The sequence below is a fragment of the Comamonas odontotermitis genome, assembly GCF_014207855.1.
In the GTDB taxonomy this organism is placed as follows: domain Bacteria; phylum Pseudomonadota; class Gammaproteobacteria; order Burkholderiales; family Burkholderiaceae_C; genus Comamonas; species Comamonas odontotermitis_A.
The window spans coordinates 55,092-69,619 of sequence record NZ_JACHKZ010000019.1; the positions used below are offsets into that span (position 1 = coordinate 55,092).

General features: G+C 61.7%; 12 protein-coding genes. 7 read left to right on the plus strand and 5 right to left on the minus strand.

All coding sequences use genetic code 11. The features are described from left to right. Window positions 1-60: 60 nt before the first annotated feature. From HNP33_RS14485 to HNP33_RS14505, 5 genes are all read left to right on the plus strand, one after another. Window positions 61-2,601 (plus strand): PAS domain S-box protein, encoded by a 2,541-nt coding sequence (locus HNP33_RS14485; protein ID WP_184709623.1) that lies wholly within the window; start codon window positions 61-63, stop codon window positions 2,599-2,601. Between the two features lie 15 nt (window positions 2,602-2,616). Then, window positions 2,617-3,249, plus strand: coding sequence for a response regulator transcription factor (locus HNP33_RS14490; protein ID WP_184709621.1), 633 nt, complete (start codon window positions 2,617-2,619; stop codon window positions 3,247-3,249). A gap of 108 nt (window positions 3,250-3,357) precedes the next feature. Next, window positions 3,358-4,206, plus strand: a complete 849-nt coding sequence (gene folD, locus HNP33_RS14495) for a bifunctional methylenetetrahydrofolate dehydrogenase/methenyltetrahydrofolate cyclohydrolase FolD (protein WP_184709619.1) — start codon at window positions 3,358-3,360, stop codon at window positions 4,204-4,206. 203 nt (window positions 4,207-4,409) lie between these two features. Beyond that, window positions 4,410-6,470, plus strand: a complete 2,061-nt coding sequence (locus tag HNP33_RS14500) for a M3 family metallopeptidase (protein ID WP_184709617.1) — start codon at window positions 4,410-4,412, stop codon at window positions 6,468-6,470. A 214-nt stretch (window positions 6,471-6,684) separates the two neighbouring features. Next, on the plus strand, window positions 6,685-7,359 hold the full coding sequence (locus HNP33_RS14505; RefSeq protein WP_184709615.1) for a DUF4124 domain-containing protein: 675 nt from the start codon (window positions 6,685-6,687) through the stop codon (window positions 7,357-7,359). Window positions 7,360-7,440: 81 nt separating this feature from the next. Here the strand turns inward: HNP33_RS14505 and rpiA are convergent, their stop codons facing one another. Further along, window positions 7,441-8,115, minus strand: coding sequence for a ribose-5-phosphate isomerase RpiA (gene rpiA, locus HNP33_RS14510; RefSeq protein ID WP_184709613.1), 675 nt, complete (start codon window positions 8,113-8,115; stop codon window positions 7,441-7,443). A 55-nt stretch (window positions 8,116-8,170) separates the two neighbouring features. On the opposite strand from rpiA, the gene HNP33_RS14515 reads away from it, so the two are divergent. Further along, complete coding sequence (locus HNP33_RS14515; protein ID WP_184709611.1) at window positions 8,171-9,226, plus strand: quinone-dependent dihydroorotate dehydrogenase; 1,056 nt, start codon at window positions 8,171-8,173, stop codon at window positions 9,224-9,226. A 182-nt stretch (window positions 9,227-9,408) separates the two neighbouring features. Here the strand turns inward: HNP33_RS14515 and HNP33_RS14520 are convergent, their stop codons facing one another. Further along, the gene (locus HNP33_RS14520; RefSeq protein ID WP_184709609.1) at window positions 9,409-10,911 is read right to left on the minus strand and encodes a PLP-dependent aminotransferase family protein; all 1,503 of its coding nucleotides are present in this window, start codon (window positions 10,909-10,911) and stop codon (window positions 9,409-9,411) included. Between the two features lie 106 nt (window positions 10,912-11,017). Here HNP33_RS14520 and HNP33_RS14525 point away from each other — a divergent pair, with 106 nt between their 5' ends. After that, window positions 11,018-11,638 carry an FMN-binding negative transcriptional regulator gene (locus tag HNP33_RS14525; protein ID WP_184709607.1) on the plus strand — a complete coding sequence of 207 codons (621 nt, stop codon included), beginning with the start codon at window positions 11,018-11,020 and terminating at the stop codon, window positions 11,636-11,638. 69 nt (window positions 11,639-11,707) lie between these two features. Here HNP33_RS14525 and bioB read toward each other — a convergent pair whose 3' ends face one another. The 3 genes from bioB to HNP33_RS14540 all read right to left on the minus strand — a co-directional run bounded on the left by bioB (window position 11,708) and on the right by HNP33_RS14540 (window position 14,406). Beyond that, window positions 11,708-12,748, minus strand: coding sequence for a biotin synthase BioB (gene bioB / locus HNP33_RS14530; RefSeq protein ID WP_184709605.1), 1,041 nt, complete (start codon window positions 12,746-12,748; stop codon window positions 11,708-11,710). A gap of 699 nt (window positions 12,749-13,447) precedes the next feature. Then, the gene (locus HNP33_RS14535) at window positions 13,448-13,852 is read right to left on the minus strand and encodes a glyoxalase superfamily protein (protein WP_184709603.1); all 405 of its coding nucleotides are present in this window, start codon (window positions 13,850-13,852) and stop codon (window positions 13,448-13,450) included. A gap of 86 nt (window positions 13,853-13,938) precedes the next feature. Further along, complete coding sequence (locus tag HNP33_RS14540) at window positions 13,939-14,406, minus strand: VOC family protein (RefSeq protein WP_184709601.1); 468 nt, start codon at window positions 14,404-14,406, stop codon at window positions 13,939-13,941. Window positions 14,407-14,528: the final 122 nt, after the last annotated feature.

Genomic DNA, 14,528 nt, shown 5'->3' on the forward strand with positions numbered 1-14,528 from the left:
GACACCACGATACGCCAGTTTCAGACGGTGATTCGCCTGCCCTCGTCTACACTCTGGGCCATGAATCCGAACGAGAGTTCCGTCGCCGAAACGGAAAACAGCCGCCCCAGCCTGGTCCAGATGTGGCGCACCTGGTGGAAGGGTTTGTCGCCTGCGCGACAGGATCGCTATGCATCGATTGCCCCGCTGGTGGCGGTCGTGATGTTTTTTATCGCCATCGTTGCAGCCTTTTGGTACCTGCGTATCGAAGAATTCGAGCGCGAGCGCGAATCCATGCGCCGTGATGTGGAATACGCCCAGCAGCGCATTCGCCTGCGCCTGTCCGAGCGGCAGGAGCAATTGATGCGTCTGGCGCGTGACGTAGGCAACCAGGACATCGACAAGAACGGCTTCAACGACCGTGCCGACACCATGATCAGCCAGTACGCCGAGCTGCAGGCGCTGAGCTGGCTGGACGCCAAGCGCCAGGTGCGCGCCACGCAGTTTGGGCCGAGCGTGGCCTCCGAAGACCTGCTGACCGTGGACGAAGTCATCAGCAAGAAGGAGTTGATCGACCTTTTTGATATGGCGCGCGACCTGCAGCAGCCGGTGTATTCGCAGCCGTTGTCTACCAAAGGCAGCTCGCCCATGCTGCTGCTAGAGGTGCCCGTCAGCCAGAAGGGGCGTTTTGGCGGCGTGCTGCTGGCGGAATTCTCCATCGACAACCTGCTGCGCTACGCCACGCCCACGGAAGTACTGGCGCGCTATGCCGTCACGCTCAAGGATGGCAATGGCACGACCATTGCCGGCACTCCGCTCGCCCCGCGCGCAGCGGCCCAGCGCCTGCTGCCCTGGCGCACCGTGCCCAATGAGTATGAGATCCCCATCGCACCGGTCGGCAACAGCCTCAAGCTGCGCGCCCAGGCCTACCACACCTCGCTGGGCCTGGTCAGCAACGGACTGTTCTGGCTGGTGGGTGTGCTCAGCTTCATGACGGCCTGGCTGCTGCTGGCCACCTGGCGCCACACACGCAAGCGCATCCGCGCGCAGGAAGCGCTGCAGGGCGAGACCAATTTCCGCCGCGCCATGGAAAACAGCGTGCTCACCGGCATGCGCGCGCTCGATCTGCAGGGCCGCATCACCTATGTGAACGCCGCGTTCTGCCAGATGACCGGCTGGAGCGAGGGCGAGCTGGTGGGAAAGATGCCGCCCTACCCCTATTGGCCCGAAGGCGACCAGAGCACCTACCACGACATGCTGATCGACGAGATGAGCGGCAAAGTCTTTCCCGGAGGCTTTCAGATGCGCGTGCGGCGCAAGAACGGCTCCATGTTCGAGGCGCGCCTTTATGTGTCGCCACTGATTGACGGCCACGGCCGCCAGACCGGCTGGATGACCTCGATGACCGACATCACCGAGCCCAACCGCATCCGCGAGCAGCTGTCCGCGTCGTATGAACGCTTCACCATCGTGCTTGAAGCGCTGGACGCCTCTGTGTCCGTAGCTCCACTGGGCAGCGCAGAACTGTTGTTTGCCAACAAGCTGTACCGCCAGTGGTTTGGCTCGCAGACCGTGGGCCACCTGCAACTTGTCGCCCAGGCCGGCGTGCTGCCCAGCAACAACCAGGCTTCCACCAGCCTGGACGACGAAGACGGCCTGATGGGCCTGCCCAGCGACGAAATCACCACCGCTGTGGCAGGCAACGCAGAAATCTACATTCCAGAGCTGGGCAAGTGGCTGGAAGTGCGCTCGCGCTACCTCAACTGGGTGGATGGGCGCCTGGCCCAGATGGTGATTGCCACCGACATCACCCAGCGCCGCCTGGCCGAAGAACAGGCCGCCCGCCAGGCCGAAAAAGCCGCCACCGTCAGCCGCCTGGTCACTATGGGAGAGATGGCCTCCAGCGTGGCGCACGAGCTGAACCAGCCGCTGTCAGCCATCAGCAACTACTGCAGCGGCATGGTCTCGCGCATCAAGAACGGTACGCTGAGCGAAGAAGCACTGCTGGGCGCGCTGGAGAAGACCGCCCACCAGGCGCAGCGCGCCGGACAGGTGATCCACCGCATCCGTGCATTCGTCAAGCGCAGCGAGCCCAACCACGAACTCGCCGATGTGGCGGAGATCGTCAGCGAAGCGGTGGAACTGGGCTCCATCGAGCTCAAGCGCCACAACGTGCGTCTGTCGCACCATGTGGCCGCGCGCCTGCCCCAGATCCGGGTCGACAGCATCCTGATCGAACAGGTGCTGATCAATCTGATGAAGAATGGCGCCGAATCGATTGCCAATGCGGGCCGCCCTCCGCACCAGCGCATGGTGGAATTGCGTGTGGTGCCACGCAAGATTGGCGACGCGGATGTGATAGAGTTTTCTGTTCAAGACACGGGGCGCGGCCTGTCACCCGAGGTTCTGGACAGATTGTTCCAGGCCTTCTTCTCTACCAAGAGCGAAGGCATGGGCATTGGCCTGAATCTTTGCCGCTCGATTGTGGAATCGCACCATGGCCGTATGCAGGCCGATAACATCTACAATGGCAACGAGGTGACGGGTTGTAAGTTCAGCTTCTGGATTCCGGTGGCCCGTGCTGCTGAATCTGCTGAATCGCCGGCGCGACAGCAATACTGATAGAAGGAATTGTGCATGAGCTTGATCCCGAAGAAGGGCACGGTATACGTGGTGGATGACGACGAGGCAGTTCGTGATTCGCTGCAATGGCTGCTGGAGGGCAAGGACTACCGCGTACGTTGCTTTGACTCTGCCGAGTCGTTCCTGGCGCGCTACGACCCACGCGAAGTGGCCTGTCTGATCGTGGATATCCGCATGGGCGGCATGAGCGGCCTGGAACTGCAGGATCGCCTCATCGAAAACAAATCCCCGCTGCCAGTCGTCTTCATCACCGGCCACGGCGATGTGCCGATGGCCGTGGACACGATGAAAAAAGGCGCCATGGACTTCATCCAGAAGCCCTTTGACGAAGCCCATCTGGACTCCCTGGTCGAGCGCATGCTGGACAAGGCCCGCGACTCGTTCGCAGGCCACCAGCAGGCCGCAAGCCGCGATGCCCTGTTGGCCAAGCTCACCAGCCGCGAATCGCAAGTGCTGGAGCGCATCGTGGCCGGGCGCCTGAACAAGCAGATCGCCGACGATCTGGGCATCAGCATCAAGACCGTTGAGGCGCACCGCGCCAACATCATGGAAAAGCTGGGCGCCAATACCGTGGCCGACCTGCTCAAGATTGCACTGGGATCGCAAGCGCCAGCCAAGGCATCGTGATAAATTAGCGGCCTTCCCGCCCGGACAAAGAACTACGGTTTTTATAGCTACATGCGCTTGTACCGCCTGAGGTACGGCGCATTTTCTTTTGGCATTTTGGATCCAGACATGACTGCTCAACTGATCGATGGCAAGGCCCTCTCCCAGCAACTGCGTGCCGATGTGAAAGCACGCGCCGACAAGCTCAAAGCCCGGGGGATCGTGCCCGGCCTCGCCGTCATCCTGGTGGGCGACAACCAGGCCAGCCAGGTCTATGTGCGCAACAAGGTCAAGTCCTGCGAGGAATGCGGCTTTCACTCGGTACTGGAAAAGTACGATGCCAGCATGACCGAGGCCGAGCTGCTCGCTCGCGTCGAGGCGCTCAACAACGACCCCAGCATCCATGGCATCCTGGTGCAGTTGCCCCTGCCCAAGCACATCGACGACCACAAGGTAATCGAAGCCATCTCGCCCAAGAAGGACGTGGACGGTTTTCACGTGGCGAGCGCTGGCGCACTGATGGTGGGCGAAGTCGGCTTCAAGGCCTGCACGCCCTACGGCTGCATGAAGATGCTCGAATCCATCGGCATGAAAGACCTGCGCGGCAAGCATGCCGTGGTAATCGGCCGCTCCAACATCGTGGGCAAGCCCATGGCGATGATGCTGCTGGCTGCCAATGCCACCGTCACCATCACCCACAGCGGCACCACCGACCTCGCGGCCATGACCCGCCAGGCGGACATCGTGGTTGCCGCCGTGGGCAAGGTGGGCGTGCTGACGGCCGACATGGTCAAGCCCGGCGCCGTGGTCATCGATGTGGGTATGAACCGCGATGCCGATGGCAAGCTGTGCGGCGACGTGGATTTTGACGGAGTCAAGGAAGTGGCGGGCTACATCACTCCCGTGCCCGGCGGCGTAGGCCCGATGACCATCACCATGCTCATGGTCAACACGCTGGAGTCGGCCGAGCGGGCCTGAGGGCTCCCGCCACAGGCAAACAGGGCCTTTGGCCGACCTGTTAAAAACTATTAAAACGATAGCTGCTGGTGTGCACCCATTGCGCGCCAGCGGCTTTTTTTCATGTTCAAATGGCTGTCAATGCCCTGTTCACCAGCAGTAGTTCAGATATTGCGCCAATAATGCATTGATTGCAGGCCAATGCGCCCCATCTAACCAGCACCATGACCAATCCATTGCTCGACTTCAGCGGTCTGCCCCGCTTTGACCAGGTACAACCCGAACACATTGCGCCCGCCATCGACCAGTTGCTGGCCGAGAGCGAAGCCGCCCTCAAGACGGTGACAGCGCCGGATTTTCCCGCGCAATGGAGCGAAATTGCCAAGGTGCTGGATGTGACGACCGAGAAGCTCGGCCGCGCCTGGGGCATGGTGGGCCACCTCAATTCGGTGGCAGACACGCCCGAGCTGCGGGCTGCCTACAACGCCGAAATGCCCAAAGTCACCGCGTTCTGGACGCAACTGGGCTCGGACGAAGCACTGTATGCCAAGTACAAGGCCATCGACCCCGCCACCTTGAATGCAGAGCAAAAGCAGGCCTGGGACAACGCCATGCGCAACTTTGTGCTTGGCGGCGCCGAGCTGCAGGGCAAGGCCCGCGATGACTATGCAGCATTGCAGGAAAAAAGCGCCCTCGCCTGCCAGAAGTACAGCGAAAACGCCATGGATGCGACCGACCAGTTCGCCTACTACGCAACGCTGCAAGAGCTGGATGGCGTGCCTCAGGATGTGATCGCAGCAGCCCGGGCTGCTGCAGAGGCCGACGGCAAGGAAGGCTACAAGCTCACCCTGAAAATCCCCAGTTACCTGCCCGTGATGCAGTTTGGCAGGAGCAGCGCCCTGCGCGAGACGCTCTACCGCGCCTACACCACCCGTGCCAGCGAATTTGGCGACGACAAACTCGACAATACGCCGCTGATGGTCGACATCCTGAAAATGCGCGAGGAAGAAGCGCATCTGCTGGGGTATGCGAATTTCGGTGAACTCTCCGTGGCGCCGAAGATGGCCAAGTCTTCCCGCCAAGTGCTGGACTTCTTGCAGGAGCTGGCCAGCAAGGCCAAGCCTTTTGGCGAAAAAGACGTGCAGGACCTGCGCGACTATGCCCGCACGGAGCTGGGTCTGGCTGACCCGCAGGCCTGGGATTGGGGCTATATCGGCGAGCACCTGAAGGAAGCGCGCTACGCCTTCAGCGAGCAGGAGCTCAAGCAGTACTTCCCCGCTCCCAAGGTGCTGGCAGGCCTGTTTCGCATCGTCGAGACGCTGTTTGGCGTGCAGATCAAGCAGGATATGGCGCCAGTGTGGAACGAGGCAGTGCAGTTCTACCGCATCGAGCGCAATGGCGAACTGGTAGGCCAGTTCTACCTGGATCCGCCTGCACGCAACGGCAAACGTGGCGGCGCCTGGATGGACGATGTGCGCACCCGCTGGCTGCGGCCAGACAACGGCCAGCTGCAGACGCCGATTGCCCATCTGGTGTGCAACTTTGCCGCCGGCGTGGATGGCAAGCCGCCGCTGCTCACGCACGACGACGTCATCACCCTCTTCCACGAAACGGGCCATGGCCTACACCACATGCTCACCCAGGTGAACGAGCGCGATGTCTCGGGCATCAGCGGCGTGGAATGGGATGCGGTGGAGCTGCCCAGCCAGTTCATGGAGAACTTCTGCTGGGAGTGGGAAGTGCTGCGCCACATGACCGCCCATGTCGATACCGGCGAGCCGCTGCCGCGCGCACTGTATGACAAGATGATTGCGGCCAAGAACTTCCAGTCGGGCATGCAGACCTTGCGCCAGATTGAGTTTGCGCTGTTTGACATGCGCATTCACACCGAACTGCAGGGCGACGGCATCACCGCCAATGCCATCTACGACGTAATGCGCGATGTGCGCCGCCAGGTGGCGGTGCTGCCCCAGCCCGCCTTCAACCGCATGCCCAACACCTTCACGCACATTTTTGCGGGCGGTTACGCTGCGGGTTACTACAGCTACAAATGGGCAGAAGTGCTGAGCGCCGATGCCTTTGCAGGCTTTGAGGAAGCCGCCCGGGCCAAGGGCAGCAGCGACGTGGTCGATGCCGAAGTGGGCCAGCGCTACCTGCATGCCATTCTGGAAGCTGGCGGTAGCCGCCCTGCGATGGAATCGTTCAAGGCCTTCCGGGGACGGGAGCCGCAACTGGATGCCTTGCTTCGCCACCAGGGCATGCAGGCGGAGCCAGCCACCGCCTGAGAGAACACATACCCACGACCCTCACCAGGGGTGCAGGGCCGCAGAGCCTCGCAGCAACCTACCAAGGGCTTGCTGCGAGGCTTTTTTACAAACGCATACGCAAAACCCCGCCTGTGTAGCGCCAAGCCTTGGTTCCAGTTGCACGCCGCCATGGAAGCAGTGCATCTTTTGGGCATAATGGGCCGGATAACACGACAATGAATTGAGGGATCACATGCAGATCAGAGCTATTGTTTCCGTCCCGGCTGCCGCAATTGCCGCAGCCTTGCTGGTGTGCGCAGCCGGCCCGGCTGCTGCCCAGAAGGTCTATCGCATCGTCGGCCCCGATGGCAGGGTCACCTTCTCCGATCGCGCACCTTCGAGCGACACACCGTCTCAGTCGGTATCCGGCGCAACAGGCAGCGAGTCTGCGGGCGCCAATCTGGCCGGCCTGCCGCTGGAAGTCAAACAGGCAGCAAGCAAGTACCCTCTGACCTTGTACACGGCCAAGGAGTGCAGCGGCTGCGACGCAGCACGCAGCTATCTGCAAGGCCGCGGTGTGCCATACGCCGAAAAAACCATCACATCCAACGAAGAGATCGCTGCGCTCAAGAAACTCAGCGGCGCAGACAGCGTTCCATTCGCCACGCTCGGCGGCCAGCATCTCAAGGGCTTCAACAGCAATGACTGGGGTGCATATCTGGACGCAGCCGGTTACCCCGCCAAATCACAATTACCCGCGAGCTACCGCCAGGCAGCTGCCTCGCCGATGATTCCCAAGGCTGTCAAGCCCGCAGGTGCGGCTGGCAAGGGTGCAGCCGCATCCGACGAGGATGCAGCCCCCGCAGGAGGCAATTCCATCGTGCCGCAACGGGTGACGCCAGACAACCCGAATGGCATCGTGTTCTAGACGCTGCTGGCTCCATAAAAAAAAGCCTGCGCAAGCAGGCTTTTTGGTGTCTGAGACTATCAACCGATAGCAAATTGCTCTTCAGGCAAACTCCAGCGTCTCCACGCCCTGCTCGGTACCCAGCAGGCACACGGCTGCTTTCTGATGGGCAAAAACACCTACGGTGATGACGCCGGCCCATTGGTTCACTTCTGTCTCGAATGCCAGCGGGTCGGCAATCGCAAGACCGGTCACATCCAGAATATGTTGGCCATTGTCGGTCACCAGCGGCTGGCCGTCTTTCATGCGCAAGGTGGCGGTGCCTCCTTTGGCAGCAAAATGGCGAGCAATCTGCGCAGCAGCCATGGGAATCACCTCCACAGGCAGAGGAAAAACACCCAGCGTCTGCACGCGCTTGGATGCGTCGGCAATACAGACAAAGCGCTCGGCAAGCGACGCCACGATCTTCTCGCGGGTCAGCGCCGCGCCGCCGCCCTTGACCATATAGCCCTGGTGATCGATTTCGTCCGCACCGTCGATATAGACGGCGAGGTTGGTCACCTCATTCGCGTCGAACACCTTGATACCCAGTGCCTGCAAGCGCTCGGTGCTCGCCACCGAGCTGGACACCGCGCCAGGGATCTGGTCCTTGATGGTGGCCAGGGCATCGATGAATTTGTTGACCGTGGAGCCGGTGCCCACGCCTACAATCTCGCCCGCCACCACGTATTGCAGGGCCGCACGGCCAACTTCGGCCTTCAATTCGTCTTGAGTCATGTTGGTGCCTGTCAGATCAGCGAAAATACAAACAATTGCGCAATTATCCCATCCCATGTCCCTGATTCCCTATTCCCTGTCCCGAGCCATCCTGTTTGGCATGCAGCCCGAGGCTGCGCACGACTTCACCATGGACATGCTGGCCAAGGGCCAGAATTCCCCGCTGGCCTGTGCCTGGCGCCAGACGCGGGTGTCCGATCCGGTGACCCTTGCAGGCCTGAGTTTTCCCAACCGTGTGGGTATGGCTGCGGGGCTGGACAAGAACGCACGCGCCATCGACGGGCTGGGCGCCATGGGATTTGGCTTTGTCGAAGTGGGCACCGTCACGCCACTGGCCCAGCCGGGCAACCCCAAGCCGCGCATGTTCCGCATTCCCGAGCGCGACGCCCTCATCAACCGCCTGGGTTTCAACAATGGCGGCCTGGAGGCCTTTATCGCCAATGTGAAAAAGGCGCAGTTCCGCAACCAGGCCAACCCACTGCTGCTGGGCCTGAACATTGGCAAGAATGCCGCCACCCCGATTGAAGAGGCCACCAGCGACTACCTCCGATGCCTGGACGCCGTCTACCCGCACGCCGACTACATCACCGTCAACATCAGCTCGCCCAACACCAAGAATCTGCGCGCGCTGCAAAGCGACGAAGCGCTTGACGCCCTGCTCTCGGCCCTGGTGGCACGCCGCGAACAACTGGCGCGCGAGCATGGCAGGCACAAGCCGGTCTTCCTCAAGATTGCCCCAGACCTGACGGAAGAGCAGGTCGCCGTCATTGCAGCCAGCCTCCAGGCCCATGGCATGGATGGTGTGATTGCCACCAATACCACCATCAGCCGCGACGCGGTGCAAGGCCTGCAGCACGCGGAAGAAACCGGAGGCCTCTCGGGCCGCCCGGTATTCGAGGCGAGCAATGCAGTCATTCGCCAGTTGCGTGCAGCGCTGGGGCCTCAGTTCCCGATCATTGGCGTGGGCGGGATTATGAGCGGCGCCGATGCGGTTGAAAAGATCAAGGCAGGCGCCGATGTGGTGCAGATCTATACCGGGCTGATCTACAAGGGCCCGGCCCTGGTTCCCGAGATCGCCCAGGCGCTCAAGGCGCAGGGCGGACGGCGCTAAGAGCCGCTCATACAACCCAGCAAATCACAGATTTGCGGTTGAGACGAGGCCCCGGGCCGCGCTAGGCGAAGCCGCAGACAGTACAGACGTACGACAAGGCTGGGCGCCCCCGGCTAGGCGCCCCCGGCTAGGCGCCCCCGGCTAGGCACCCCCGGCCAAGCAACGACGTATCAAGGGTTGTATTAGCGGGTCAAAGCCTGCTCCAACTCGCGCACCGCATGTGCGAGGCGCTCCACCCCCTTCTCAATCACTTCGGGCTGCAGCAAGGCGTAACCCGTGACCAGCCCGCAGGGCCGGGGCAATGCCCGGTCTGGAGCCTGCGGGTGGAACAAGGGGCTGAGCGGATGGACCCGCACTCCCAGCCGTTGCGCTGCAGCCACCAATAACGGCTCTGCGCTTGCGGGCAAGGAAGGCAGCCTCACGACCACATGCAGACCGCTGGCGGCGCCCTGCACCTGCGCCTTGGCGCCCAGATGGCGTTGCAGGGCCTGCAAAAGTGCCGTCTGGCGTGCCTGCTGCAAGCGACGCATGCGGCGCACGTGCCTGTCGTAGCTGCCATCTTCCAGCAACAGCGCCAGGGCGCGCTGCACGCCAGTGGCAGCATGCCGGTCAGTAACACGCTTGGCCGCCGTGAATGGCTCAATCAGCGAAGGCGGCAGCACCATATAACCCAGCCGAAGCTGGGGCGAGAGTGTTTTCGAGAACGTTCCCACATGGATCACGCAGCCATGCGCATCCAGCGATAGCAGCGTGGCTTCCGGGCGCACGGCGTAGCGGTACTCGCTGTCGTAGTCGTCTTCGATGACCCAGGCTTTGCTGCGCCCTGCCCATTCCAGCAACTGTCGCCGTCGGCCAATGGGCAAAAAACCTCCCAACGGAAACTGGTGCGTAGGCGTTACGTAAGCCAATTTGGCGTTGGTCAGGCAATCCAGTCCGTCAGTCTTTGCACCGTGTTCGTCGATAGCCAGAAAGCGCAGTCGTGCGCCATAGGCTTCAAAGGCATGGTGCGCCATCCGGTAGCCCGGGTTCTCGACAGCCACCTCGTCACCCGGGTCCACAAGCAGACGCGCGCACAGGTCCAAGGCCTGCTGCGAGCCGCTCACGATCACGATCTGCTCGGCGCTGCACGCCAGCCCCCGCGTCCGGCTCAAATGGGCCTGCAAGGCCGCGCGCAACGCGATGCTGCCGCGCGGATCGTCATACTCCAGCCGGTTGCTGCGCTGGCGCTCGGCAGCGCGCAAGGCTTTCGTCCAGGCCAGGGTTGGAAAATCGGCGCCCGACAAGGGGCCATAGACAAAGTCGATGTTCTGTGCGCCCGCCGTCGGGTTGGGCGTTGCCAGCCCCAGGGCCGCAATGCGCTGGCCGATGGCCGACAACGGCCTTGCCAGGTGCGCAGGCTTGGCGTTCGATGGCACTGATAGCAATGATTGCGGCGAACCTGCCATTGCAGCCGCACCGTTCGCCACGCGGCTGGCCGCCCCCGGGCGGGTTTCGATAAAACCATCTGCTGCGAGCTGTTCATACACCAGCGTGACCGTTGCACGGGAGAGACCCCGCTCTGCCGCGAACGCGCGGGTCGATGGCATGGGGGCTCCAATGGCATAGGTGCCATCGGCCATCCGCGCCCGAATCTCTTCGTAGAGCGCATGGCTTAACCCGAGGCGCCGGTGCTGCAATGAGGCCATCAACTGGTATGGTAAATATTCAGAAAACTGGCTATTTTATGCATACCACAAATGCGGCACAGTAGCGCCTGGCCGGTGCAATCCGGCTTTTTTTCCAAAGACCACCATGTACCTCCCACCCGCATTTGCCGAAACCGATGTCCAGGAACTCCATCGCATCATGCGAGAGAACGCCCTGGGCATGCTCATTACCCATACCGCCAACGGGCTGGAGGCCAACCATCTGCCGCTGCTTCTCGACGATGGCGTGCTGATTGCTCACGTAGCGCGCGCCAATCCACTGTGGCGCGAGGTTCGTGATGGCGATGAGGTGCTGGCGGTGTTCCGTGGCGCGCAAGGCTATATCTCGCCCAACTGGTATCCCAGCAAGCAGGAGACGCACCGGCGCGTCCCCACTTGGAACTACGAGGTGGTGCACGCCCATGGAACCATCCATGTGCGTGATGAAGAAAAGTTCGTTCGCCGCGTGGTGGGGCTGCTGACACGCCAGCATGAAGCGGGCCAGCCCAAGCCCTGGAAGATGGCGGATGCTCCTGCAGACTTCCTTCAGGAGCAGCTGGGCCACATCGTAGGCATCGAAATCCGCGTGCAGCGCCTTGAAGCCAAGCGCAAGCTCAACCAGCACCACGCCACACCCGACCGGGAAGGCGCCATGGCCGGGCTGGAGACGCAGGGCAACCACGCCCTGGCCCAGGCTATGCGAAGCACGGCCTTGCCAACGGGATAAATCGGTTCCTACGGGCACGCCAGTTTCCGTATGATGCCGCGCCCGGTAAAACTGCCAGGGGCCTTGGCGTTATGCGGGCACTTTGCAAGTGCGTGCGGGCATGCCCAGCTTGGCGAGCAGGCGCGCGTCGGCATCCGCCTCCGGGTTGCCGGTCACCAGCAGCTTGTCGCCATAGAAGATGGAGTTGGCGCCGGCCAGAAAACACAGCGCCTGTACGGCTTCTCCCAACTGCTGGCGGCCTGCCGACAGGCGCACCCGGGCTTTGGGCATCAGAATGCGGGCAACGGCAATCACCCGCACAAAATCCAGCGGATCGACCGGGTCGCTGTCGGCCAGCGGCGTGCCCGGTACACGCACCAGGCTGTTGATGGGCACCGATTCCGGATAGGGCTCCATATTGGCCAACTGGGCCAGCAGGCCCGCACGGTGCACGGGGGCCTCCCCCATGCCGACAATACCCCCACAACAGACGCTGATTCCGGCCCCGCGCACCGCAGCCAGCGTGTCAAGCCTGTCCTGGTACTGGCGGCTGCTGACCACATCGCTGTAGTATTCAGGCGCGGTATCGAGGTTGTGGTTGTAGTAATCCAACCCTGCCTCGCGCAAGGCCTGCGCCTGGTGCGGGGCCAGCATGCCCAGCGTGGCACAGCTTTGCAGGCCCAGGCCCTTGACGGCCGCAATCAACTCGCCCACCTTCTCGATATCGCGGTCCTTGGGGGCACGCCACGCAGCTCCCATGCAAAAACGGGTGGCGCCAGCATCCCTGGCTGCCTGGGCTGCAGCGGTTACCTCGGCAACGCTCATCAGCTTCTCAGCCTTCACCCCGGTATCAAATTCCGCCGACTGCGGGCAATAGCCACAGTTTTCTGGACAACCGCCTGTCTTGACAGACAGCAAGGTCGCCAGCTCCATGTCGCCCTCTGGCCAGTGCGCGCGATGCACGGTCTGCGCGCGGTACATCAACTCCATAAATGGCAGATTCAGCAGTTCCTGCACGGCCTGCACCGGCCAGCGCTCTGTTATGGCGGGTTGCGCCTGCTTTACCGCAGGGTGCCAGTGCACGGCAGTGGTGGCGGGTGCCGATCCGGAAATATGAGATGGGCTGGACATGGGGCTCCTCAATGAAGGCCAAAGCCGATCTGGCCTGGCATGGAGCCCATTGTCTGCAGAAGCAGCGCCGATCCCAAGCGCATGGCATGCCCTGCGGGAGTCGGTTTTGGCAGATATCCAGATGCGGCATATTTGCCTGCAGATAGAAGCTCATAGCCTGCACGAAGACAGGCAAATACAGCAAGCCGCGTCAACCGCCCTTCAATTTCCTTCAAATCACGGAAGTGCTGCGCGTCTACTGCGGTCTGTTACCGGCCGTTTGGTGGCAATTGACGTGGTTTGCCCGAGGGAGACGAGCGCTGCTGGATGAAATGCCACAGAAGTGCTTCAATTGCCGCAACAGGACTGGCAGGATTTGGGAGCTTTTAGCGCCATGGCGATGTATTCAATCCCGAGTGGCATTTACGGGTATTTCGGACTGCGCACAAGAAAGCGCTACATCAGCGAGAAGTCCGGTGCTTGAACCAATCAGGGAAGTCGGCCCACGATGTATTCCGTGGGCCCAAGGCAGATGGCGCGATGTGGGAGTGTTCCCGCTAGGGAACCTCTGCAAAACCCTCGCCAGATGGGATGGACGCGGATCGGGATGAGCCGCAAGGCGTCTTTTGAAGGCGAGCCGTAGCTATTGGCGAGGAAGACAACGCAGCGGATCGCCCGAGACCGCGTTCAGACCACGGCAGGGAGTTTTGCAGAGGTTCCCTAGGGCGAGGCAGGGGCCGCCTCGTCCTGCAACTCTTCAAAGAACACGATGCGATTGCCAAACGGGTCGGCAATGCGCAATTCCTGCATGCCCCAGGGCATGCGCTCCAGCCCTGGCTTGGCGTTGCGGTAGTTCTTGGCCAGCAAGGCCTGCTGGAAAGCCGCCAGCCCCGGCCATTCAATGCGCACATTGGCGCCGGGGCTTGCATCCCCATGATGCTCGCTCAGGTGCAGGATGCAGACGCGGCCATCCTGGCCTTTGAGGCTCACTTGTTGGTAGAGCGGGAAGTCATCGCCAAAACGGTGCGTCCAGTCTTGTGTAAAGCCCAGAAATGCCTGGTAGAACTCGACAGCCTTGGCTTCATCAAAGCTGCGCAGTACGGGAATGATGGGGTTGCTCAGCATGGCTAATACCTTGATTCGCTATCATTTTTGCTATGGTGACGCTTGCAGACAGGCGCAAGCGGCAGATGGGGTAAGAGCCGCCCCCTTCAACCCAGTGCAGCAATCACCTCGGCAGAGGCTTGTACCAACTCGATCAGCACGCCTTCGCCGGCAATGGGAAACTCATCATTGCTCTTGGGGTGCAGAAAGGTGATGTCATAGCCCGCAGCGCCTTTGCGGATGCCACCTGGCGCAAAACGCACACCGTTGGCAGTCAGCCATTGAACAGCGGCAGGCAGATCATCGATCCACAGGCCGATGTGGTTGAGCGGGGTGGCATGCACAGCCGGCTTTTTCTCGATATCCATGGGCTGCATGATGTCCACTTCCACCTTCATGGCACCTTTGCCCATCGCCAGAATGTCTTCATCCACATTCTCTCGCTCGCTCTGGAAGCTACCCGTCTGCTCCAGCCCCAGCATATCCACCCACAGCTTTTTCATGCGGCCCTTGTCGGTGCCACCGATGGCGACTTGCTGAATACCTAAAACTTTGAACGGGCGCGCTTGTGACATATATATGTATCTCCTTGAACAATACCACTGGGCGCATCCCTGGGCGCGCCGCTGCCACCATTGTGCCAAGGCTTTGCTGTCACATGCCTGACTACGCAATGCCCCCTGCCACCCTGTCAGAC